The following is a 24,329-nucleotide window of genomic DNA, read 5'->3' as shown; positions in this document are numbered from 1 at the left end:
AAATAAACTCCAGACTCATCATGAAAAACCACATCTCTTATTTTATGAACCATTTCAGTTTATTAGAATATATTGTTATATTTAAGCCTTTAAAATAAACTTAACCTTTTTATTTATAACTGCCGCTTTATTTCGCTTCAGTCTATTATTTTAAAAAAATACAGATCATATACAACCGGCAAACCAATTATAACTTTCCATGAAAACAAAATTATTCCTTTTCCTTTTAATCTCTTCATTACAATATTCCTTTGGACAGTTTAATTCAAATTGCTATCAGCAGAATAATGGACTTTATCAATATTATGCAAAATTAGATAATATACCCGTTGTCAATCCCAGCTTCAACAAATCTGATTTTATCAGTTATGCAGCTCAATACAGCAATATATCATCCGGAAATATGACCCTTCTTAACAGTGATATTGTTAGTGTTTCAAGATCATTTCCAGATATATCGATCGTTTTTTACAGAATGTAGTAAGTATTGATGCGCAGTCTGACCTCTATTCAATTATTTCAAATTCCAATGGATCGATCTCAAAGATTGAATGTAGAAATAATGCTTTTTTGTTAAGCACTCATGACCTCAATCTGAAAAGCTCTGACATTTCTGTTACGGAAAATCCTATCACCAATGCGTCAATATTAAAAATGGATCCAGGAATTAAAAACTTTGAAATCTCAATAACCAGCTCCATCGGCAGAATCATTTATAAAAACAGACATACTTCCAATGAAACCATTTATCCATCCAAGATGATTACTGAGAAAGGAATATATTTCATCACTATATTGAATACCGATAAAGGACAGTTATATACTTTAAAAGTTGTAAAATAAGGAACGTAATTTTTGAAAGAAAACAAGGTGGTTTTATAAGTAATTCCCCTCCTTTGAAGTGACAGATTCTTCTAAGAGTACAAGACGGGGTGATTAAACAGAAGATTAAATTCAAATACCTTAAAGAAATTCCCTTTACTGAGTGGAACGCCTTTGCGACCGAAAAATATTTTTAGGATTGTCAATAAAATTCCTTGCGATCGCAGCGTTAAAAATCCATGTTGAGATTCTTCCAGAATGACAAACGTTGCGTTAATCTTAATATGACTGAAAGTATTGCTAAGATAATAAATCCCGTCAGTTCGAGTGTTTTTCGCAGCGAAGCGGAGAAAAATGTATCGAGAACCCGTGAACTACGGACAGCCTTTGAATCATAGTGTTTAAAAATCAATGTTGAGATTCTTTCAGAATGACAAACGTTGCGTTAATCTTAATATGACTGAAAGTATTGCTACGATAATAGATTCGTTGTCTTTCATTGATAAGTTTATGCCTTTGTTTATCTTAAAAACACAAAGCTGTTCAATAAACTTTGTCTTGCCTTGCGTTAAATTTTTAATAATAAGTGACGGGTATAATCCTTTTTTGCGTATAAAACCACCCCTTCAAAAATTCTTTAATTTTTTTGCCCTTTTGATAAGAGAAATTTCAGACAATAAAAAATCCTTTCAGTCAAGCTGAAAGGATTCTTCTAATAAAATATGAAATTAACTAAGTGTATTCTTGTTTTTTACTGAACCATTATTTTAAAATTACTGTTCAGATCATCTCCGGAAACGTTAAGGATGTAATTTCCCGATACTTTTTTCCCGGCAATATTCACATTAAAAATTCCGTTGCCGTCAACATTTACTTTTTCTTTAACGATAACCTTTCCTGTAAGATCGATAATCGTTGCTGTAAGATTTGATTTTTTATAATCAGGAAGTTTAATGAAAATCTGATCTTTCACAGGATTCGGATATACCGTTCCCACATTTTTGCTTATGCTGAATTCAGCATTGCCCAAAACTGCCTGATTGTAGAGAGCAGATATTTCCGCTGCTGATAAAGCGTAATTGTATAATTTAAGTTCGTCAAATGCACCTTTATAAGGAGCCGGAGTATTGGTATTTGCTGAAAATTCAAGTTCACCGATATTTCCGATAATCAGATCGCTTGCCTCACCAATTCCCGTCACCGCAGTTTCATCCCCTTCAGCACTTAAAATACCATTGGTATAAATTCTCATTTTATGAGCTGTAATATCTCTCTGAATAACAACATGTACCCAATTATTGGTGAAATAATTGGCAATAGGAGACGTAATTTCCTTTTTGGTGATATCATCATCGATCGCATATCTCAGCTGTCCTCCCTTGATTTCTACATTGAACCGTTTTCCGGTGGCCCCTGTCGTTGTATTTTTGGTGAAAGAACCTTTGCATAAAACATAAAGACTGGTTGCAGATGATGACGGGATCATGCTTGCAGGAGCTTTCATCCAGTAAGAAACTGTAAAAGAATGATTATCAAACAGGATCTGCTCCTGATGTGGAATACTCGCAATATATGGTGTATTCGGAGATGTTGCGAGATCAAGGGCAAAATTTTCTTTTCCCGGTACCCGCACGGTTGCATTGTCATAAGCAACATTCAATGTTCCGTTATTGGCATAAGAGGTAACATCGGTAATCTGTTCACCGGACAGTGGCGCTTCTGAAAACGGCCAGTTTCCTACAAGGCTCGGTGTCAGTGCACGGAAGCTCCAGACATCTCCGCTCACGAGACCGAGGGTGTTATTGGCATCAATTCTCCAATAGTAAGTAGTCGCTGTATTTAAATTACTGAGCTGATATGATGGTAACGTACTGTAAGCTACAGTTCCTATACTGTTTAAATTCTGAGGATTCGTTCCAAAATAAACCGTATAGTTGGTTGTATTTGAACTGCCGGTCCATTTGAGAAGCAGGTTTCCGTTCGTCAGCTGTACATTATTAAAACCGTTCGAAGGTGACGGATTTGCGGCTTTCACCGGAGCTGAGGGAACCGGTGGTGTCGTGACCGAAGCAGTAGATGTATATACAGAATAATCTGTACTGTTAGTCGCTTTCACTCTGTAATAATATTGGGTGTTAGGCGTCAGCCCTGTTTCATTATAACTCGTTGCATTGGCAGGCAGCGTTGCCACTATGGTAAAAGTTGTACCATTAGTAGAACGCTCTAATACATAATTGGTTTCATTTGCGGCGTTATCACTCCAGTTCACCGTTAAAGAACTTACTGCCGGAGTTCCGGCTGTAAGTGCGTTAGTGAAATTTACATTCGATGGAGGGATCACAAAATCGGGAGGTGCAGTTGCGGGTAAACTGTTGATATAAACCTCAATATTAAGATACGGCGCATTGGCAGTACTCACTGCCAATGCATCGGAAACATTAGGATTCAGTCCGTGCGCAGTTTCCCACGCATCCGGCATCCCGTCATTATCTGTATCTAAAGGAGCGGGAGCACCGTAGATATGACCTGCACCTCCATTGGTAAATCCGAACTGCGTCGTCAAATCACTCTGTACGTAGACATACGTTGCGGCAGTTCCTTTCGACATCAGATCTGAGATCATTAACTGATCCACCTGATCACGTTTAGGGTATGATGCCCCCACGCCTGCTACAATATTATCGAATGCTGCCTGAGCAGTAACGGTCGTATTTTTCATCGGATAATCATACGGGGTAGTCATGATCGCGTTAACATCACCCACAGGATATCCTGTTAAATTCTGAGGGACCAACGCTCCATCCAGTACTCCGTTTTTGTTATTGTCAAAATAATTTCCTGAACCGTATAAATTAAAATTGGCATTTCCTACACTGAAAGGCGTAGAAACAGCAGTATTTGTATTGGGACCTCCAATGAAATAATTGTTGATGATATTGGCGTACGAAGCGCCGGAAGAATCTCCACCCATGATGTAAGCCTCTCCCGATTGAGTATGCCCATAGGTATTTCCGTAATTCCCCCAGTTGTAAACGACGTTGTTGACAAACTCGTTGATTCCTTTTATCTTGTTATTTCTGGTTTTATTACAGATGTATAAATTCCCGATTAAACTGATCTTTCCACCAGGAGGCGGCTGCATCAATCCTCCGGCGGAATGGTTGTGACGGTGCAGTCCCTGTCCGATAATCGAATTCTGAATCGTGATATTATCCGGACTTGTCCCGTTGTTATCCCAATTGATGGAAAACACTTCGTCTGTACCCCAGGTAAAGGTCATGTGATCCAAAATCATATTGGCTCCGTTGGCGATCCCTGATGCATCCTGATTTTGAGAAGTTCCGCCATAACGGATCCGCATAAATCTCGCAATCGTATTATTGGCTCCCGAAAATGATACTCTCGGTCCCAGAAATAAAATTCCTTCTCCCGGAGCAGTCTGTCCGGCAATAGTAGTATTGGCAGCCACTGCAACGACAGACTGTAAATTAACGATCCCTCCTACTTTAAAAATGACAAACCTACCCGGCTGGCTCACCGCATCACGGAATGAACCAGCTCCGCTGTCATTTAAATTGGTTACCAGGTAAATCTGAGGATTGGCTGCTCCTCTGGCTCCTGTAGTAAATCTGCCGAAACCGGTAGCTTCCGGAAATGCCAAAGTCTGAGCATGAAAATCAATTGCGGATAATGATAATCCACAAAAAAGTAAAGATGTAAGAGCATGCTTAAAGGGTAAAGATTTGCTTTTCATAAATATTAATTTTATGTTAACCAAGCTAAAAACAAACGTAAATATGAGCATCCTGCTCCGTCCTGCTGACGCATTAACTTTCAATCAGTTACCTTGAAAAGGTCGAAATTGTGGAATAAAACACTACCAATGACGGCTTAACTGTACAACCAAAGTCGCCTCGTCAGTTCGAGTGTTTTTCGTAGCGAAGCGAAGAAAAATGTATTGAGAACCTGTGAACCGTGCACAAAATTTGTCTTTAAAACAAAAATTTCTCGATACGGTTTTTACAAAACCTACTCGAAGTGACGTCCTATCTCCACAAACCAAAGCCGGCCTGTCAGTTCGAGCTCCGTCAGTTCGAGTGTTTTTCGTAGCGAAGCGGAGAAAAATGTATCGAGAACCCGTGAACTACTGGCAACCTTTGAATAACCAACTTGTCGATACGATTTTCAAAACTTACTTGAATTGATATATAGAATCGTTGTATTACATAGATAAGTTTACGGCTTTGTTTATCTTAAAAGCATACAGCTTGTAAAAAACTTTGCGACCGTAGCGTTAAAATCCATGTTGAGATTCTTTCAGAATGACAAACATTGTGGTTATTTTAGTAGGTCTGAAAGATGGAATTTTTAACCTCGTATTACATAGATAAGTTTACGGCTTTGTTTATCTTGAAAGCATAAAGCTGGTATAAAAACTTTGTCTTACCTTGCGTTAAATTTCAAATTAGTAAAGCATTCGGCCATTGCTGAGTGAAACGCCTTAACGAACGGAAAACATTTTTAGGATCATAAAAAAAATTGCGACTGTAACGTTAAAAATCCATGTTGAGATTCTTTCAGAATGACAAACGTTGCGTTAATTTTACTATGACTGAAAGTATTGCTACGGAAGCATATCCGTCTTTTCGATTAAAATTCTTCAAGAATTTGTATCAAGAACCCGCAAATCAGGGGTAGTCTCTGAACCATGAACTTCTCGATACGGTTTTTCTAAAACCTACTCGAAGTGACGTCCTATCTCCACAAACCAAAGTCGGCCTGTCAGTTCGAACTCCGTCAGTCCGAGTGTTTTTCGCAGCAAAGCGGAGAAAAATGTATCGAGAACCCGTGAACCACTGACAACCTTTGAATAACCAACTTGTCAATACGATTTTTCAAAACTTACTTGAATTGATATGTGGAATCGTTGTATTACATAGATAAGTTTACGGCTTTGTTTATCTTGAAAGCATAAATCTGGTAAAAAAACTTTGTCTTACCTTGCGTTAAATTTCAAATTAGTAAAGCATTGGGCCATTGCTGAGTGAAACGCCTTAACGAACGGAAAACATTTTCAGGATCATAAAAAAAATTGCGACCGTAGCGTTAAAAATCCATGTTGAGATTCTTTCAGAATGACAAACGTGGTGGTAATTTTACTATGATTGAAAGTATTGTTACGATAATAGACGGTTTGAATCGTTGTCTTTCATTGATAAGTTTACGCCTATGTTTATCTTAAAAGCACAAAGCTGTTAGATAAACTTTGTGTTGCCTTGCATTAAATTTTAAATAATTAAAGAAACATCATTACATTAAAGAAAATAATAACAGCAAAAATCCCTTTCACTACTGAAAGGGATTAATTATTATATCTAAAAAGCTTTGATTACATATAAGCTTCGATCGGCTCACAGGTACAAACCAGGTTTCTGTCTCCGTAAGCTTCATCAACTCTTGAAACAGATGCAAAGAATTTGTGGTCTCTTACCCAATCCAGAGGATAAGCAGCTTTTTCTCTGCTGTAAGGTTTATCCCAGGAATCAGAAATCACCAACTGTTCAGTGTGAGGAGCATTTTTCAGTACGTTGTTGGCTTGGTCAGCTTCACCATTGGCAATCTCATCGATCTCATGCTTGATTGCGATAAGCGCTTCTGCAAAACGGTCGATTTCAGATTTGCTTTCAGATTCCGTAGGCTCGATCATTAATGTTCCTGCTACCGGGAAAGAAACCGTTGGTGCATGGAAACCGTAATCCATTAGCCTTTTTGCAACATCAGCCACTTCAATTCCTAAAGATTTGAACTGACGGAAATCTACGATACACTCGTGCGCTACTCTGCCTTCAGTATTTGAATATAAAATAGGGAAATGTTCCGCTAAAATTTCTTTTAAGTAATTTGCATTTAAGATTGCATGTTCAGTTGCTTTCTTCAAACCTGAAGTTCCCAACATTTTGATATAAGCGTAAGAGATGTTCAAAATTAATCCGGAACCGTAAGGTGCAGCAGAAATTCCTTCAATCGCTTCTTTAGAACCTACTTTAATGTTTGCATTGGTCGGTAAGAAAGGAACTAAGTGCTTCGCAACACAGATTGGGCCCACTCCCGGACCTCCACCTCCGTGAGGAATAGCAAAAGTTTTGTGAAGATTTAAGTGGCAAACGTCTGCTCCGATATTTCCCGGACTGGTATATCCTACCTGAGCGTTCATGTTGGCTCCGTCCATATACACCTGACCGCCGTGATCGTGTACCAGTTGGGTAATTTCTTTAATGTTGGCATCAAAAAATCCGTAAGTCGACGGATAAGTGATCATTACCGCAGATAGATTTTCAGAATTAGCTTCTGCTTTAGCTTTGAAATCTTCATAATCAATTTCTCCGCTTTCAAGGTTCTTAACAACGACGATCTTCATTCCTGCCATAGCAGCAGAAGCTGGATTCGTACCGTGTGCAGACTGAGGAATCAACACGACATTTCTGTGACCTTCGCCTCTTGAAATGTGATATTCTCTGATCACCATCAATCCTGCATATTCTCCCTGTGCACCTGAATTGGGCTGAAGAGAAGTTCCTGCAAAACCAGTGATTTCAGAAAGGTCTTTTTCTAATTCTTTGATCATTTCCTGGTAACCTCCTGCCTGATTTACCGGAACAAAAGGATGAATACTTCCCCACTCTGCCCATGAAAGCGGCAGCATCTGGGTCGCAGCGTTCAGTTTCATCGTACAAGAACCCAAAGAGATCATTGAATGGGTTAATGATAAATCTTTTCTTTCAAGACGTTTGATGTAACGCATCAACTCAGTCTCTGTATGGTATTTGTTGAATACTTCTTCGGTAAGGATTTCATCTTTTCTGAGATTTTCTTCCGGAATGCTGTATCCTTCTTTGATTTCTAATTTGAAAGTCTGCTTATCTTTAAAGTGAGCGAAAGAAGCCATCAGTACATTCAGTTTTTCAAGCGTTGTACTTTCGTTGATGGCAATGCTGACAACCCCTTCCGTGAAATAGTTCAGGTTAAGCTTATGATCAAGCATCATTCTGCATAATCTTGTTTTCTCATCTTCACTCATCACGATTTTTACCGTGTCAAAGATCGGCTCTTCGACAGTCTGATAGCCTAAAGCCTTCAATCCTCCTTTTAAGGCATTAGCTTTAAAGTGGATCTGGTCAGCAATATAATTTAATCCTTTCGGACCGTGATAAACGGCATACATACCTGCCATTACAGCTAAAAGAACCTGAGCGGTACAGATATTTGAAGTAGCTCTTTCTCTTTTTATATGTTGTTCTCTTGTCTGCAACGCCATTCTCAATGCACGTTTGCCGTACATATCCTGGGAAACTCCGATAATTCTTCCCGGAATATCTCTTTTATAATCTTCCTTACAAGAGAAAAATGCTGCGTGAGGACCTCCGTAACCTAATGGAATACCAAATCTCTGTGAAGTACCAACGGCACAGTCAGCACCCATTGATGCAGGAGATTTAAGTTTAACCAAAGCCATAGGATCACAGGCTACAACCACCTGTAAGTCTAATTTTTTGTACTCAACGATATCTTCTGTGTAATCTAAAACGATTCCGTTTTTACCTGGGTACTGTAACAGAACTCCATAATACGATTCGTCAAAAGAATGTGTTTTGTGATCACCTTCTACAATTTCGATCGCAAGGCCTTCTGCTTTTGTTTTTAAAACAGAAACTGTTTGAGGTAAAACAAGATCAGAGATAAAGAACTTGTTAGCTCCTGCTTTCTTCTGGTCTTTTGTTCTGTTGTTGAAGAACATGTGCATTGCTTCTGCAGCTGCTGTAGATTCGTCTAACAGTGAAGCATTGGCGAGATTAAACCCGGTTAAATCACACACCACGGTCTGATAATTAAGCAAAGCTTCTAATCTTCCCTGTGCAATTTCTGCCTGATAAGGAGTATACGCTGTATACCAGCTCGGATTTTCGAAGATATTTCTCTGAATCGCCGATGGCAACAAGGTGTTGTGGTATCCAAAACCAATATAACTTGTGTAATCCGTGTTTTTTGCCGCCAATTCGTTCGAATGACTCAACATCTGATATTCCGAAAGGGGCTCTGAAATGTTCAGGTCATTTTCTAAACGGATCGATGATGGAATGGTTTGAGAAATTAACTCTTCGATACTTGAAACGCCAACTTTTTCCAACATTGCCTGTTTATCGGCTTCGTTTACGGAGATGTGACGGCTCACAAACTGTTCTGTATTCATTTTTATATTAGATTTTGTTTGTAAAAAAAGATTGGTAAAATTACTATTTTTTAAGGGATTTCACAAGAGCGAATAATCATTGGCTAATATGGGTAATTTCTATTTAACTTTTTGTTATCAGTCTAATTCTGAAATCTATTTACAATATTCTATCCAGCTTATTTTGTATCCCCCTTTAATTCATTCAACCTTTAACTGATTTTTAGTCTTAATAGCTAAACAGTTAGGAAATCAGCATCGTAATTATTTAAACAATATGATAATTACAATCATCTATTCTCGTAAACTTAAAGACACAGGGTAGTTGATGCAATGTCTGATTCTAAAAAACAGGTTAAAACTTTAAGTCTTACCCACTATACGAATATTTGACATTGGCCGACTTCAAAATGAAGGTCAGTTTTTGATTACAACGTTTTTACTTGGAGCAGGAAAAAATTTCATTCCCGAAAACAGGGTTTTGAACTTTCTAAATACAGGAATTAATAAAATATATCATCAGTACAGAAAGTTTAGAGTTGGAGCTGAAGAATTATAATAATTTCAAATTTTGCTCATAAAAGCAGAAGCATTCAGGCTGCAGTTTTCCACATCATTAAAATTTTAGGAATTATAAATCTTTATTGTCTTGTCAATGAGTCTTAAAAAACAACATAAATAATTGAAATACAAACGAATAATATTTTATGAAAATATATTAATTATATTTATTCTAAATTAATATATTTGCAGTATGAATATCATCACTCCGTTTAAAGTTCCGCCCCTTACCCCGGTATATTCTTTCAAGAATGAAGAAATGTTCTGCGGTGACAAAAAATCATGCTGCAAAAAATTTAAAAAAGGTAAGCGTTGTAAAAAGTGTCCCGGAAATAAAAAATTAGCGTAGTCAGCTAAAATTAGACACTAAAAAATAAATTGCCAAAGCCAGGATCAGAATTCCCAGAAGTAATCTGAAAATCTTAGGCTGTCCTTTTGGATTTGTGGCAGTTCGGGGTTGCGACTTAAAGAGTTCTTCGGCTCTGTCTCTGAATTTTTCGCCGTCACTCTCAAAAACTTCAGTAATGGTTATCCCCTGAACTGCGGTTTTATGCAGAAGCGAATTGGTTGCATGCAAAAGCAGCTGGAATTTCCCGTCTTTAAACTCTGTGATCTTAAAAATTCTTTCTCCATACGCTTTTTCCAATCCGAATGGCAGGACTTTAACGACATCTGCATTAGAGGTCTGCCAGGTAATAATGATCTCCTCACCTTTTTTTGCATGAATTTTATTGGCTGTAAAAGTCTTTATGGCAGGCGGAACAGTATACCGAAAGCTTTTCTGATGACTTTCTAAATTCTGATCATAGGTAATTCTTCTCCCACGGTCACTTAAAGTTTCGTACGCTTCATGTATTTCTTTAAACCGATCGGCAAAAAATTCATCGTTCTGATTTTTATCCGGATGGTATTTTAACGAAAGTTTCCTGTAGGATTTTTTGATGTCTTCATCCGAAGCATCGTGCGAAATCCCGAGAAAATAGTAGTAGTCTTTCATGTAAGTGAATACAAAAATAAGAATTTTATTTTATTATGGCGGGGCTTCGGGAGCCTCAGCCACCGGGTTTCATTACGAATTATTGTCTACTATATTTATTTATTATATTAAATAAGCAATGCTTATGCGCTTTAAGTTCATTCGAACATAGTGGATGAGATTCTCGAATTGGTGGATAAAGCAGATCTAGTAGCTGAGGCTTTAACTTGGTGGTTGAGGCCCTCGATCGCTGGCTGATGCTCTCGAAGCCACCGGGTTTCAGTAACAATTATTGTCTCACTAACTACATTCATTTAATCTATAGATAAGCACTGCTTATGCGCTTGAAGTTCATTCTAACATAGTGGATGAGATTCTCGAATTGGTGGATAAAGCAGATCTAGTGGCTGAGGCTTTAACTTGGTGGTTGAGGCCCTCGATTGGTGGCTGAGGCTCTCTAAGCCCCAATCTGCAAAAAATCCGGTCCACTAAGCAAAGCTTCGCACACCGGATTTAAACAATTTCAATTTAGTTACTTTCTATTTATGCTTCTGCATAATGTTCTTTTGCATCTTTTCTGCAGCAACCTGAAGTGAACTCTTTCTTGAGTTTACCTTTCAGTTCCTGATATTGCTCTTCGTTCATTTCCCTGATCTTGTCTGCTAATCCGAAAGGAGATTTTTCTTTAATTCCGTATTCATTGAAAATACTTCTTACAAATCGTTTTCTTTCAATTATTTTTTTGGCAGCCACAGCGATTCCCGCAACGGCAAGAGCTCCAAGGGCCCCTTTTAATACTGAATTTTTCATTTCTTAATTTTAAATTTTACTACTTCTTTTTTTATAGAGACGAATTCGTTTTGATTTTTACTTTACTACTTCAAAAATTTTAAAACTATTCGTTGTTTCTGTTAAAGAATCCTGTCGAACATTTCTGTCTCCATACTTCTTTGAATTTCTCTTTTTCCTCATCCGACATACCTTCCATCTGATGTCTCAGGTGTTTCTCTTTCATATCACGCATTCCTCTTCCGAATTTTCCGTTAAAACCTCCGAAAAGAATTTTGCTTAACACCAATATCCCCATCGCCTGCCAGTAATTGATACTTTTAACACCGATAACTTCAGGAAGAATGCAGTTCCAAAGCCACATCACTATGAATGCAACAGCCAGGAAAATCAAGGGTGGACATAAAACTAAAAGTGCCCAGCTTTTTTTATATTTATTATTCATGATACTTTTTTCTAATTATTTAAATCCTCGTACAGTTGTCTCAATCTGTTTCTCAAATGCTTCACTGCATAATTTTTTCGGCTGATGATGGTTTTTATATTTTCTCCCTGTTCATCTGCGATTTGCTGTAAAGTTTTATCATTCAGTTCGTTTTCCATATAGACCAGTTTCTGTTTTTCCGGAAGCTCTTCCAAAGCTTCAAACAGTTTTTTCCAGATTTCATCCTGAAACATTTTCACATCCGGTCCGGCACTGTCATCGAGCAGCAAAATATCTTTAATAGAAAACGTTCCGTCCTCATCTTCGTATACGAAATCTTCAAGGTTTTCAGTTTTCTTTTTTCTGTATTTATCAATAATTTTGTTTGCAGTGACCCTGTATAACCAACCACCAATGTTTACAATTTCTGAGAGATTGGTCAGACTGCTGAACTGATACCACACTTCCTGCAGAATATCTTCCGCATCTTCGGTATTTTTCACTTTCGGACGAATGAAAGACATCAGTTTTCCTCCGTAACTGGATACGGTCTGCGAAATAATGTTTTCTTTTTCCTTCTGTGGCATTGTTATTTTCTCGGCAATCTCCATATTGCTATGACGATTGTACTTTTTGTTTTACTTTAATGAATGTAAAGATTTTTTATGACATCTCCATTTTTCATCTGTTAATCATGTTTTTAAAATATTTTTTTCCAGGAGCCTAATCCGGCTATCCACTATTACTCCTCGCTCCTCCGCTTTCCTGTCAGCTGATGTGAGGTAGCCGTTTCTATTCGGGCTAAAAAACGATCATGTTTCAACTTTCTTTGACAAATGATCTCCCTTTATTGATAGAACACAGTATGCTCCCAAATCTTTCAGAGAATCTTGTCTTCATTAAACAAAGAAACGGAAAGCATTTTACTTTCCGTTTTTGATTATAAAAACTAACGGTCTTATCTGTTAAAATTTTCAGCGAAAAAACCTAACATGTATTTATACAGTTCAAGCCGATTCGGTTCTTTACCAAATCCGTGCCCCTCGTCATATTTTACCATGTAAGGAACTTCAAACCCTTTACTTCTTAAAGCTTTCACGATCTGGTCTGATTCATTAATGTTAACCCTCGGATCATTGGCGCCCTGTACAACAAATAATGGCTTTTTGATTTTATCAATCTGAAAAACAGGTGAAACTTCTTTTGCAATTTTTGCTTCTTCAGGATTATCCAGATCGTACCAGATCTGTTTTACCATTTCTTTATAGGGTTTCCAATATTCAGGAAATGAATCGAAGAAGGTAAAAATATTTGAAACACCTACATAGTCAACCCCGCATGAGTATAAATCCGGTGTCTTTATTAATCCCATCAAAGTAGCGTAGCCTCCGTGGCTTCCTCCATAAATAGCAATTTTATCTTTATCAACCCATCCCTGAGCAATCGCATATTTTACACCATCTTCCACATCATCCATCGCTTTTCTTCCAATTTGCTTGTAGCCTGAATTTTGAAATTCTTTGCCATAACCGCCCGAAATCCTAAAATTAACCTGCAAAGTGGCATACCCACGGCTCGCAAATAATTGAGTTTCCGGATTGAATCCCCAATCATCTCGTATTCCCTGCGGACCTCCATGAGGATTTACGATCAAGGGAACTTTCTGACCGTCCTCAACGGCTTTCGGCAAGGTGATATACCCATGAATTGTCAGCCCGTCTCTGCTTTTAAATTCGATAGGTCTCATTTCTGCCATATCTTCTTCTTTCAACTGAGACATAAGATCGACAAGAAGTTTTAGTTTTTCAGATCTGGTATCATACTCATAATATTTTCCATATAATTTATCACTGTCAACCACCACCAAAAGCTTAGAATCGTTATCATCAGAAGAAACGACATAAAACTGCTTGTCACCAAATTCAGATTTTAATTTTTCATCAACCCCCTTATAAAACTGACTTACAGGAATAACTTCATTTTTGATTCCGTTATAACTGATATAGTCGAGTTCATAATTCCTGTTTTTACCGGCAATACTAACAGAATTAACATCAAATGTCGGATGAGAATATATTTCTTTGATGACAGCATTTTTCTTTAAATCATAGAGAACAATCCTTGATTTGTCACTATCAAGATTTGTCACAACATAGGCCTCATCTTTGTTTTCTGAATGATCGTTGAATCTCATAATACTGAAAGTATCTTTCCAGTCAGTGGATTTGAGAAGGTCAAATTTACCGGACTTTGGATTCTTATAATAGGTTTTTGTGGTCAATCCGTTTTCCAAAACAGTATATCCTCTCAAATTTCCCTCTTTATCAAAAAGATAACCGTCTATCGGATTTTTAGGGTCCGTATTTTCATACAGCTGGACCATATTCCCGGTGACAAAATTAATTTTAAAAGGCTCAAAAATCTGTTTATTATTTTTATTCATGGTCACTACCACAAAGTCAGTATCTTTGATGATCTGTACCAATCCGATGGTAACGCCTTCAAAAGGGGTAAGATCTTTAAGATTTTTACCGTCAATATCCGCAGCGTACAGATGGAGATTTTCATTTCCGCTTCTGTCCTGAGTATAAAAAAGACGTTTTTTATTAAGCCAGCCATAGCTTCTGATCAGATCATCTTTTTCTTCAAGGGCTTTGATGGCTTTACCTGTTGCCAGATCTTTTACGTAAACATGATTTTTGCTGTCTCTGTCTTTTTCCTTATAAGAAAGGTATTTTCCGTCAGGTGAAATCTTAAACTGTGATGCTTTAGGTCTTGCAAAATAGTCTTCAACCCTGTATTTAAAATTCCCTTTATCATAAGAAATCAGTTTTTCCAGAGTTGCTTTAGATGAAACCAATGAGGGATCACCCGGTAATTTTGTTGTGGAAGTCTGTGCATTCATCATCATCGAATATAAGATAACCTGAGCAGAAGTCAAAATTTTAAATTTAATATTCATAGCTTATTGAGATTTGGTTTAAAAATTATTGATCAAACATGCTCTTTCACCGCTGAAGCATTTCAAATGACTTCTATCTGAAATCCAAAAACAGGATTGCTGTCATCAATAAAAACAACTTTTCTCTGTAAAACAATTTAAAACAAGGAAATATTACACGGTTAACGTAAAATTATTTAAAAAAAACGGAAAGTATGGTTACTTTCCGTTTCGTTATCTTGCTGTAATTTATATTCTTCAGGCCAGATGGATTCCAAAATACCAGGTCCATGCAATTAAAATAATCTGCATAGGAATTCTTTCCCTGAACAGATAAGTCATACCAGGACCGGAATAATCTCCTTTGAAAATATTAACGTTCTTTCGGGATGAATTGATATTGGCTGCAAAAACCAAAATATAGAAAATAATCAAAAGTATGGCAGTGAGTTCACGGAGAGACGGAATCATCAGACCTACACCTGCTGCAATTTCCAAAATCCCTGTGAAATATACCCAAAACATTTTTGCCGGAATAAAATCAGGCATCATCAGAACCATACCCTTCTGAAATTTAAAATGGGAAAAACCGGTAAAAATAATGAACACTGCCATTCCGAGATTGCCGGCAAATAGCAGATCCCAGCTTCCATGGATTAGTCTGAATCCTGCCAATGCAAGAATAAATGTTATAAAAAGAATGCTTAATAATTTCATTTCTGTTTTGAATGGATAATGATAATGTTGACAAAGCTATCACAAAATATAAAGCTGTTCTATAATCTTTGGGAAAATCGTTATTTGACACGTATTAATTAGCCTCAGAAAGATTTTTCACAATCTCAAGACCTTTTGTAAAGCCGTTATTCATATTTTCCTCCCAGTTTTTCTCTGTCTGAACCTCTGCATGAAGTTTTGTCCGTCCTTCATAATCTATCAGAATATATTTTTCAAAACAGCCGCTCCACTGCTTAATTTCCATACTTTCAGTATCTTCATTTCCGTCTTTGTCAACCATTCCGAGATGTTTAAAAATGATCTGATCAGGTTCTTCAATGCTGTCAATGGTAGAAACCATTCCCTCTCCTTCTGAGTTTAGAAAGTAGGTTTTTCCGTTTTCTTTCCAGTCTGATCTCATATGTGATCCTCCCTGGTTAAAAAATTTCGTCCATTCATTGTAGGTTTCACTTCCCCAAAGGATATCCCATACTTTTTGTTTAGGAGCATCGATGATGATTTCGTATGATAAGGTTTCCATATTTTTAATTTTTATGATTTAATTTTAAAAACAAATAACACTTCTTGAATCAGCAGGATTTAAAAGCATCAATGTAATCTGTGATATTTATTTGTTCTTACTTATAATTGATTTTCTGATAAATGTTTTACATTCTGCAGCGCTTCAGGGAATTTCTCTTCAAAAAAACCTTTAAATTCATCTGAAGTTTTAATTCTTGCTATGAGTCTGGTTCCATCTTCTGTTTCTTCCAAAATATAGGATTCTGTTGCATCACCCCAATCCTGTGGAACTTCAATCCCGTCAAAAATTTCTCCTAAATGAAGAAAGACCATCTCTCTGTTAGGATCATTCTTAAGTACTTTGCTATACATTCCGTTGTTTTCAGGATCATAAAATTTTACGATGCTTTCTTCCTCCCAGGTTCCAATGTAAAATGAGCCTTTTGTAAAGGCGGAAGTCCATTGTCTGTAACTGGTATCACTCCAGAGAACCGTCCAGACTTTTTCCGGAGCAGCATCAATTTCTATTGTATATTCTAAATTCTCCATATTATTTTAATTTAAATTTGGTTCATATAAATGGATATACCCTATCCGCCGACGAAGTCACCGCCGTTGACGTGAATAATTTCGCCGGTTATAAAACTTGAGTCTTCCGATGCCAGAAAAACATAAGCCGGAGCCACTTCCGAAGGCTGCCCTGCACGCTTCAAAGGAGTGTCTTTACCAAAGGAGGCAATATCGTCAAAGGTTTCTTTTACCAAAGGAGTCCAGACCGGACCCGGAGCCACTCCGTTTACTAAAATTTTATTTTCTGCAAGGTTCACTGAAAGCGAACGTATAAATGTTGCAATTGCACCTTTTGTAGCGGAATAATCAATCAGATGATTACTTCCTCGATAGGCGGTTACGGATGTTGTACAGATGATTCTTCCCCCTTTCTTTATTAATGACAGACAGTCTCTGGTAAAAGAAATCATTGAAATGATATTAACATTGAAAGTCTTGCTGATCTGATCATCAGAGATGTTATCGATTTCAGTTTCGGGGAACTGGATTCCCGCATTATTGACTAAGATATCCAATGTCTTCCATTGCTTTTTAAATCGTTCTATACACTTTTTCCTGAAGGCTTTTTTAGAAATATCCCCTTTCATCAAAATGCACTGCCGACCTTCTTTCTCAACCATTTTCAAAGTCTCTTTCGCATCTTTATCATTCTCCTGGTAGATAACGGCGACGTCAGCACCTTCCCTGGCAAAATGAACCGCCACAGCCTGTCCTATACCACTGTCTCCACCGGAGATAACCGCTTTTTTACCTAAAAGTTTTTTACTTCCCACGTAGTTTTTCCTGATGATCTCAGGATACATACCCTCTTTAGGAACTTTTGACAATGATGCTGACCTGTTCTGCGTTTTCATAAGCAAATCTTTTTTCACTCATAACAACAAACAACAAGCCGAAGAGAAAAGCATGATTATGGAAATGACCTTTGATAAATAATTTCTGCACTGAAAAATATCGTCAGTAGGTTGATATTAAATTCAGCATCCTGTTAAGATTGGAAGGCATTCTCTAAATCCCGTATAACGATTTTCTGCATTTTCATCATGGTCTGTACTACCTTTTGAGCTTTGATCTGATCAGGATGAGTCATTAATTCGATTAACCGCTTCGGAACAACCTGCCAGCTCATTCCATATTTATCTTTCAGCCAGCCGCAGTGACTCTCTTTTCCTCCTTCTGAGGTCAGAGAATTCCATAAATGATCTGTTTCTTCCTGGCTATCAGTCATCACAACCATAGAAATACCTTCATTAAAGTCAAATGCATGATCATAGGAATTATCCATGCAGTAGAAAGAGTACGTGTCAATTTTAAAATGGGCATGCTGCACGTTGGCAGGAACTTCATGATTCTTATTCCCGAAGCCGTCACCATATTTTAGAATGCCTTCAATTTTTGAATCCGGAAAAATATGGGTGTAAAATTCCATCGCTTCAGAGGCCTTTCCATTGTTCTGATGGATAAACATCAATGTAGGAACAATCGTCTGCTCACTTTGTTTTTCACCTAAATATAACTGCCAGGTCGTTCCGAACTGATCGCGCAGCCAACCGTATTTTTTACTCCATGGATAGGAGTCAAGATCCATCAAAACCATTCCGTTTTCGATTAACTGATCCCAGTATTGCTGAACCTCGTTTTCAGTTTCACACAAGACGGTAAAAGAGACCGAAGCATTTTTTTGAAACTGCGGACCTCCGTTTAGAAGCATCATTTTCTGACCGAAAAGTTCGATATTTAAGACTACCGGAGTATCTGCGGTAATCGTTCCGTTAAATATCTTACAGTAAAAATCAGCTGCCTGTTTAGCATCTTCATTATGCCAGAGACAGGGAAAAATATCGTTGTTCATTAAATGTATTTTTTTTATTAAACGGAAATTAGGTTATTTTTTCACCATTGCGGTGAAAGTTTTATTCTTTTAATTATTGTTTAAAAGAAAAGTGATTTTCAAGCATGTGAATTTTTAATTTTTCCAGCATTTTTTTTCCAAAACCGTCAAGCTGCATGACCTCGTTTTCAGAATAATCTGTCAGTTTTTCCAGACAATCTATTTTCTCTCTGTGCAGGCTCATTCTTGCAGTTACGGTAATAATCCCTTTTAAAAAATCGTTCACAACAGCATGCTCTTCAGCAGAAACAGGTTTTAGAAACGCCGCCATTATTACTAAATTAATCATTTCACAAAATGATTTTAATGATTTTCCACATATTTATGGAAGTTGTTGAGAATGGCGTACCAGCCGTCTCTCTGCATATCTGCAGAATTCTGCTTTTCCGGATCAAATTTTTCTATGACCTTCGTTGTAGTCTGGTCTTTTTTTTCAAAAACTACTTCAACGTTTCTACCATCTTCAAGATGGTACTTCAGTCTTTCACCAGGAATAATTTCATCATAAATTCCTTCAAAATCAAAACCGAAGCTTCCGTCTTTGGCTTCCATCCTGCTTTTGATCTTCCCACCGACCGTAAGATTATTTTCAGCATGAGTGCAGTGCCAGCTTTCATGGGCAAAATTCCATTGGGTAATGTGTTCAGGTGAATTGAAATAATCCCACACCTTCTCTACCGGTGCCAGGATTGTAATATCTATTGTAATTGAATCCATTATTTTTATTTTTAAATGTTAAGAGGGGGATAGATTAATCAGATCTTTTATACTTGCTCATTAAAATCTATCCCTGATCCATGTTCATTAAAGATAAAACTATTTGGTATATTCTTCATTATAGTTGATCATCCAATGAACACCATATCTGTCCTGAAAGCTTCCGTAGTAGTCACCCCAGAACTGATCTTCCAAAGGCATTTCAATGTTTCCACCTTCTGAGAGTCCTTTAAATAGTTTTTCAGCATCCTCTCTGGAATCCGGGAAAACAGAAACGTAATTGTTATTTCCCACCGTTAATGTCTGTCCGAATGACGGAATGATATCAGATGCCATCAAAAGATCTCCTCCTACCGGAAGCGCAATATGCATGACCCTGTTCTTTTCTTCTTCTGATAAGTTTTCTGTCCCGGGCGCATTCCCCATTTTATGGATCTCTCCAACGAATTCTCCGCCAAAAACGGATTTATAAAATGTGAAAGCTTCTTCAGCGGTACCGTCAAAATTGAGGTATGGATTTAATTTTGCCATGATTTTTGTGTTAGTTAGTTAGTTAGTTAGTTAGTTAGTTAGTTAGTTAGTTAGTTAGTTAGTTAGTTAGTTAGTAGAAATTAATCTATTATCTATTATCTATTATCTATTATCTATTATCTATTATCTATTATCTATTATCTATTATCTATTATCTATTACCTATTATCTATTATCTATTATCTATTATCTATTATCTATTATCTATTATCTATTATCTATTACCTATTATCTTTAAATTTTCAATACTTCATATTCTCATCAAAGTCATATTTCATTCCTTCATAGCCGAGAATTCTGCGCATTAATCCGATTTGTCCGGAAAGATAATCTTCACGGCCGATACACATTCCGACAAAATTTAGAATGTTTTCAGGGAAAAATTCGATATTCATTCCCATTGGGAAATCTTTATTTAAATCTTCATCAGAAACATCAAGTAATTTTTGATAAACCAAAGGTGAAATTTTATGAAAACTGTCTTTCAGCTGTTGTAAAGTAGGATAATCCAGATGCTCATCCAGAGCTTTCCCCTGAAAGAAAAAATCTTTATATTCGAATTCAGGGGTCAGTCCAAGTGCATTTCCCAATGCATAACGCATATCCAGAAAATTCCCTGTCATCCAGATGATATGATTCGTCCTGCTTTCGATTCTTTTCAATGCATCTGCTTCCGAAATTCCGTCAAGAACCATTAGAAAGTTCTGACTATGGCCTCGAAAAGCCGGAATAATGATGTCTAATTTTTTTGATTTTGGTGTGTCCATACTGTTTGATTTTTATTTAAGAGATCTCATCAACTGATACAAATCATTTTTATCCTGCGGATTACGCAGATTTTAATTGTGAAAATTATGTGAAACTTTGTGGTTTTTTTGTAATCTTACTCTGCCGGCATTTGTGACATATCCGCGAAAGTTACATTCCAACCATGTCCGTTAATGTCCCAAAAAGAATTCTGATACATCCATCCGTAGTCCTGAGCTTCTTCATGTTGTGTAGCACCGCTTTTAACAGCCGCATTGACAATATGATCGACCTCTTCCCGACTGTTTAAGCCAATTGCAACTAAAACCTGTGTTGTATCTCCTTTCGGAACGGGTCTTTCGGAAAAAGTCTGAAAGTATTCTTCAGTTAAAAACATGACAAATGTATGATCATTTAAAACGACACAGACTGCTTTTTCATCTGAAAACTGTTCGTTAATCGTAAATCCTACATTAGTCCAGAATTCTTTTGTTTTCTGAACATCTTTTACGGGAAGGTTGACATAGATCTGATTGATTTTCATTTTGTAATTTTTAAGGTTGAACTTTTAACCAAAATTACCAAGTCTTTATGAAAATCAACTTGCCATAAGACAAGATTTAATTTTTCTTTGGATGAGAAACCAGTTCTTTACGGATTCTGCTCAATGAAGTATCTGTAACACCCAGATACGATGCGATCTGCTTTAAGGGAGCATACTGCACAATCTGCGGTTTTTGTTCTAAAAGATTGACGTAACGTTTAGTCGCAGAAATCGTAAACATTTCAACCGAACGCTGTTTAGATGTGAAAAGCTCCTGAGACATCCAGGCTCTGCCCCACTCTCTGAGATTCGGGATCCTGTGAAACAATTCCTGAAAAACTTCAAAATCTAACTTCATGCATTCGCAGTCTGTAATACAGACGATATTTTCCTGAGTGGGAATCCGCTGAAAAAGTGATGAAACATCAATAATAATTTCTTGTTCAACAAAAAAATGGGTGGTTACATCATTTCCGTTAAAATCATTGACAAATGAGCGGGCAAGACCTTTCTCTAAAATATAATATTCATTGGCTGTTTTTCCTTCTTCAAGGATGAGGTCACCCTTATGAAAAGTCACTTTTTCGTGTGCCTGAAAGATTTCTGAAAGCTCCTCTTCAAAAAAAAACGGAAAATCTGAATAGACCTCAAAGACTTTACTTGCCATGACATGAATGTTTTGGTTAACATTTTAAAATTAAAATTTTTATTGGAATTGTAACTAAAATATTACCGGTTCTTTTATCTTTAAGTAAACAACCAATCGCAAAGCTTCATGACAACACTGGAAACTCAAACTGAAAATGAAAACTTACTCCTTAAATCCCTAAAAACAGTAAGATTACATTTCGTTTTTTATTCAGATTTAATAGGTTCTCGGACAGCAGGAATTCGTTATGAGATTTATTATAATTTACTTAACGTCTATGTTTTCTGAATCAATATTAAAACAGGGAAAGCTGGATGGGTTTTGAATGAGCAGGTTTTTCTGCATCACCAAAAACAGTTTTTCCTCCGAAACGCCAGGAATTCTGACGCTCCTCTTCAATAACCTGATTGATATCAAAATCCGGAGTGAAATTCTTCTCTGCTTCTGCAATGATACTGTGAAGTTTATTGACCGACTGTAATTTATCAGAATTCCCCAGTTTAGACCTTTCAATCCCTTTCTGCAGAATAGTGATGGTTTCATCATAAACATTGACCGGTACGGGAAACGGATGTCCGTCTTTGCCTCCGTGTGCAAAAGAAAACCTGGCAGGGTCCCTGAATCTTGATGGTGCTCCGTGAATAACTTCACTTACCAAAGCCAGGCTTTGTAAGGTCCTTGGCCCAACCCCTTTTAGCAGCAGTAATTCTTCAAAATTTTCAGGCGGGTTTTCTCTTGTCATATACAAAAGTGTTCCCAGTTTTTTGAGATCAACATCAGAAGCTCTTACATCATGATGAGCGGGCAGAATCAGATTGGCAAAATCCTGCATGATCTTTTCTGAGTTTGTATGTGAAATTTCTAAAATTCCCTTTCTGCTTTCATGCGCTTCACAGGCGGTCAAGTTCAGAATCTGCCCCTGATTAATGCCCTGAATCCCTTTATGAGGTTCGTCAACAAATGATTCCATATTTTCAGAATGCCAGTGGTAACGGCGCGCCGTTCCGTCAGCATCATTCATTCCCTGCTGCACGACAGCCCAGTTTCCTTCATCTGACACAATAAAGTTGTGAAGATACAGTTGATAACCATCCTGAATGGCAGTATTATCAACCTTTGCAGACAGTTTACTGGCACGTACCAGTTCATCCCCGTTCATCCCTGTTTTGTCAGCAATGGCGAGCAGTTCGTTAGGCGTTTCTTTAGAGAACCTTCCCTTTCCTCCACAGATGTAAATTCCGAGTTCTTTGGAATTTGGATTGATACTGTGCTTAAGAGCTCCCATGACCGAAGTGGTGATTCCCGATGAATGCCAGTCCATTCCCATGATCGCACCAAAACTCTGAAACCAGAATGGGTCTGCCAATCTCCGCAGAACCTCATTTTTACCGTAGTCTGCTAATAATACTTCAATTACAGAACGCCCGAGCACAGCCATCCTTTCGTATAGCCATGGAGGTACTTTTCCGTAGTGTAGGGGTAATGTTGCGGTTCCGGATCGTTTCATAAAGTTTTAAAAGTTTAAGCAAAATTAAAGCCTTATGAATAATTTTCACAAGGCTTTGTTATCATTTATTTCAAATCTTATTTCAGAGCAGCGATGGCAGCAGAATAATCCGGCTCGTCAGCAATTTCGGAAACCTGTTCTGTATATACTACCTTATTGTTTTCGTCAGTTACAATTACAGCACGGCTCAGAAGACCCTTCATTGGAGAATCTGTAATTGTCACTTCATAATCGTCACCAAAACTTCCCCTGAAATCTGAGAGAGTCTCTACATTATCCAATCCCTCGGCAGCGCAGAATCTTGTCAATGCAAACGGAAGGTCTTTAGAAACATTGATTACAACAGTATTTTCTAAATTGTTGGCTTCTTCATTAAACTTTCTTGCCGAAGACGCACAGGTGGGAGTATCAATACTTGGGAAGATATTAAATACTTTTTTCTTTCCCTCAAAGCTTTCAAGAGTCTTTACATTCAAACCTGAATCCACCAAAGCAAAATCTCTGATGCTGAACCCTACTTCAGGAAGTTTTCCTAATGTATTTACCTCATTTCCTTTTAATGTGATCACTGACATAATTTAATTTTTTAAAGTTTGATCAAATTTATTCAAATTTCAGATGATTTTGTCTGTAATAAAGGTTAAATAATTCTTAAAGTGAAAATTAAAAAACTTATCATCTGAATCATATTCTCAGTAGAAAAATTAATTTATATTCGCATCCATAAAAATAAATAACTATGAGGAGAAAAATTACTCTGTTATTATTTGCTGTACCGTTTTTCGGATTTGCCCAATCTGTGATTGGAAATGTCAATTCCGGAGCTGTTTCTGCAGATAATTTCATACATTCTGTCGGAGAAATCTATGTGATCCCGACTGATCCTGATCAAAACAATTCGGGAACGATGGGAATGCTTTATCAAACTGTACTACAGGTTTTAGGAGTAAGTGAACTGGAAAAAGAGACTGTGAAAATCTATCCAAATCCAACTGCTGATTTCGTTTATGTAAAATTAAATTCAAAATCAAAAATTGACGAGGTTGAAATCTTTGATCTTGCAGGGAGACTTGTTTTAAAGACAAAATTACAATCAGACCAACTGGATTTGAGATCTTTAAACCAAGGTGTTTATATGATCACTTTCAAAAATCCTGACCTTAAACCTATCAAAATCATTAAAAAACCTTAAAC

At 37.1% G+C, this 24,329-nt stretch carries 23 protein-coding genes; 3 read left to right on the top strand and 20 right to left on the bottom strand.

The features are described 5' to 3' along the window. The first annotated feature begins 199 nt into the window (after positions 1 to 199). Both AC2A07_RS05470 and AC2A07_RS05465 read left to right on the top strand, forming a co-directional pair. Positions 200 to 481, top strand: a complete 282-nt coding sequence (locus AC2A07_RS05470; protein WP_484049575.1) for a hypothetical protein — start codon at positions 200 to 202, stop codon at positions 479 to 481. An 89-nt stretch (positions 482 to 570) separates the two neighbouring features. Beyond that, positions 571 to 843, top strand: a complete 273-nt coding sequence (locus tag AC2A07_RS05465; protein WP_484049574.1) for a T9SS type A sorting domain-containing protein — start codon at positions 571 to 573, stop codon at positions 841 to 843. A 730-nt stretch (positions 844 to 1,573) separates the two neighbouring features. Here AC2A07_RS05465 and AC2A07_RS05460 read toward each other — a convergent pair. From AC2A07_RS05460 to tpx, 20 genes are all read right to left on the bottom strand, one after another. After that, positions 1,574 to 4,576 (bottom strand): LamG-like jellyroll fold domain-containing protein, encoded by a 3,003-nt coding sequence (locus AC2A07_RS05460; RefSeq protein WP_484049573.1) that lies wholly within the window; start codon positions 4,574 to 4,576, stop codon positions 1,574 to 1,576. Between the two features lie 1,635 nt (positions 4,577 to 6,211). Beyond that, positions 6,212 to 9,070, bottom strand: coding sequence for an aminomethyl-transferring glycine dehydrogenase (gcvP, locus tag AC2A07_RS05455; protein WP_484049572.1), 2,859 nt, complete (start codon positions 9,068 to 9,070; stop codon positions 6,212 to 6,214). A gap of 889 nt (positions 9,071 to 9,959) precedes the next feature. Further along, positions 9,960 to 10,607: a J domain-containing protein gene (locus AC2A07_RS05450; RefSeq protein ID WP_484049571.1), complete on the bottom strand. Its 648-nt coding sequence runs from the start codon at positions 10,605 to 10,607 to the stop codon at positions 9,960 to 9,962. Between the two features lie 522 nt (positions 10,608 to 11,129). Beyond that, entirely contained in the window at positions 11,130 to 11,396 is a 267-nt protein-coding gene (locus AC2A07_RS05445; protein WP_314492509.1) for a hypothetical protein, read from the bottom strand. 85 nt (positions 11,397 to 11,481) lie between these two features. Next, a complete protein-coding gene (locus AC2A07_RS05440) occupies positions 11,482 to 11,820 on the bottom strand; it encodes a hypothetical protein (protein WP_314492507.1) in 339 nt (112 codons plus the stop codon). An 11-nt stretch (positions 11,821 to 11,831) separates the two neighbouring features. After that, on the bottom strand, positions 11,832 to 12,410 hold the full coding sequence (locus AC2A07_RS05435; RefSeq protein ID WP_484049570.1) for an RNA polymerase sigma factor: 579 nt from the start codon (positions 12,408 to 12,410) through the stop codon (positions 11,832 to 11,834). A gap of 347 nt (positions 12,411 to 12,757) precedes the next feature. Further along, positions 12,758 to 14,761: an alpha/beta hydrolase family protein gene (locus AC2A07_RS05430; RefSeq protein WP_484049569.1), complete on the bottom strand. Its 2,004-nt coding sequence runs from the start codon at positions 14,759 to 14,761 to the stop codon at positions 12,758 to 12,760. Between the two features lie 237 nt (positions 14,762 to 14,998). Continuing rightward, positions 14,999 to 15,457: a DoxX family protein gene (locus AC2A07_RS05425; RefSeq protein WP_484049568.1), complete on the bottom strand. Its 459-nt coding sequence runs from the start codon at positions 15,455 to 15,457 to the stop codon at positions 14,999 to 15,001. A 94-nt stretch (positions 15,458 to 15,551) separates the two neighbouring features. Further along, positions 15,552 to 15,998, bottom strand: coding sequence for an SRPBCC domain-containing protein (locus AC2A07_RS05420; protein WP_484049567.1), 447 nt, complete (start codon positions 15,996 to 15,998; stop codon positions 15,552 to 15,554). A 101-nt stretch (positions 15,999 to 16,099) separates the two neighbouring features. Continuing rightward, positions 16,100 to 16,528, bottom strand: coding sequence for an SRPBCC domain-containing protein (locus tag AC2A07_RS05415; RefSeq protein WP_484049566.1), 429 nt, complete (start codon positions 16,526 to 16,528; stop codon positions 16,100 to 16,102). A 41-nt stretch (positions 16,529 to 16,569) separates the two neighbouring features. Then, positions 16,570 to 17,403: an SDR family oxidoreductase gene (locus AC2A07_RS05410; protein ID WP_484049565.1), complete on the bottom strand. Its 834-nt coding sequence runs from the start codon at positions 17,401 to 17,403 to the stop codon at positions 16,570 to 16,572. 134 nt (positions 17,404 to 17,537) lie between these two features. Next, entirely contained in the window at positions 17,538 to 18,401 is an 864-nt protein-coding gene (locus tag AC2A07_RS05405) for a VOC family protein (RefSeq protein WP_314492488.1), read from the bottom strand. Positions 18,402 to 18,474: 73 nt separating this feature from the next. Then, positions 18,475 to 18,729, bottom strand: a complete 255-nt coding sequence (locus AC2A07_RS05400) for a helix-hairpin-helix domain-containing protein (protein WP_484049564.1) — start codon at positions 18,727 to 18,729, stop codon at positions 18,475 to 18,477. Positions 18,730 to 18,743: 14 nt separating this feature from the next. Then, on the bottom strand, positions 18,744 to 19,157 hold the full coding sequence (locus AC2A07_RS05395) for an SRPBCC domain-containing protein (protein ID WP_314492483.1): 414 nt from the start codon (positions 19,155 to 19,157) through the stop codon (positions 18,744 to 18,746). Between the two features lie 99 nt (positions 19,158 to 19,256). Then, positions 19,257 to 19,688, bottom strand: a complete 432-nt coding sequence (locus AC2A07_RS05390) for a VOC family protein (protein WP_484049563.1) — start codon at positions 19,686 to 19,688, stop codon at positions 19,257 to 19,259. Between the two features lie 242 nt (positions 19,689 to 19,930). Beyond that, the gene (locus AC2A07_RS05385) at positions 19,931 to 20,455 is read right to left on the bottom strand and encodes a DinB family protein (protein ID WP_484049562.1); all 525 of its coding nucleotides are present in this window, start codon (positions 20,453 to 20,455) and stop codon (positions 19,931 to 19,933) included. Positions 20,456 to 20,571: 116 nt separating this feature from the next. Further along, positions 20,572 to 20,979, bottom strand: a complete 408-nt coding sequence (locus AC2A07_RS05380) for a VOC family protein (protein WP_484049561.1) — start codon at positions 20,977 to 20,979, stop codon at positions 20,572 to 20,574. Between the two features lie 76 nt (positions 20,980 to 21,055). Next, on the bottom strand, positions 21,056 to 21,646 hold the full coding sequence (locus AC2A07_RS05375; protein ID WP_484049560.1) for a Crp/Fnr family transcriptional regulator: 591 nt from the start codon (positions 21,644 to 21,646) through the stop codon (positions 21,056 to 21,058). Positions 21,647 to 21,923: 277 nt separating this feature from the next. Next, positions 21,924 to 23,135: a DUF763 domain-containing protein gene (locus AC2A07_RS05370; protein WP_484049559.1), complete on the bottom strand. Its 1,212-nt coding sequence runs from the start codon at positions 23,133 to 23,135 to the stop codon at positions 21,924 to 21,926. 77 nt (positions 23,136 to 23,212) lie between these two features. Beyond that, the gene (tpx, locus tag AC2A07_RS05365) at positions 23,213 to 23,710 is read right to left on the bottom strand and encodes a thiol peroxidase (RefSeq protein WP_314492466.1); all 498 of its coding nucleotides are present in this window, start codon (positions 23,708 to 23,710) and stop codon (positions 23,213 to 23,215) included. Positions 23,711 to 23,874: 164 nt separating this feature from the next. Between tpx and AC2A07_RS05360 the strand changes: the two genes are divergently transcribed. After that, positions 23,875 to 24,327, top strand: a complete 453-nt coding sequence (locus AC2A07_RS05360; RefSeq protein ID WP_484049558.1) for a T9SS type A sorting domain-containing protein — start codon at positions 23,875 to 23,877, stop codon at positions 24,325 to 24,327. The last annotated feature ends 2 nt before the right edge of the window (positions 24,328 to 24,329 follow it).

The sequence above is a fragment of the Chryseobacterium sp. HNCC26DJ238 genome (genome assembly GCF_057180465.1).
The sequence above is the reverse complement of the archived record's forward strand: the minus strand, read 5'-3'. Positions and strand labels throughout refer to the sequence as shown.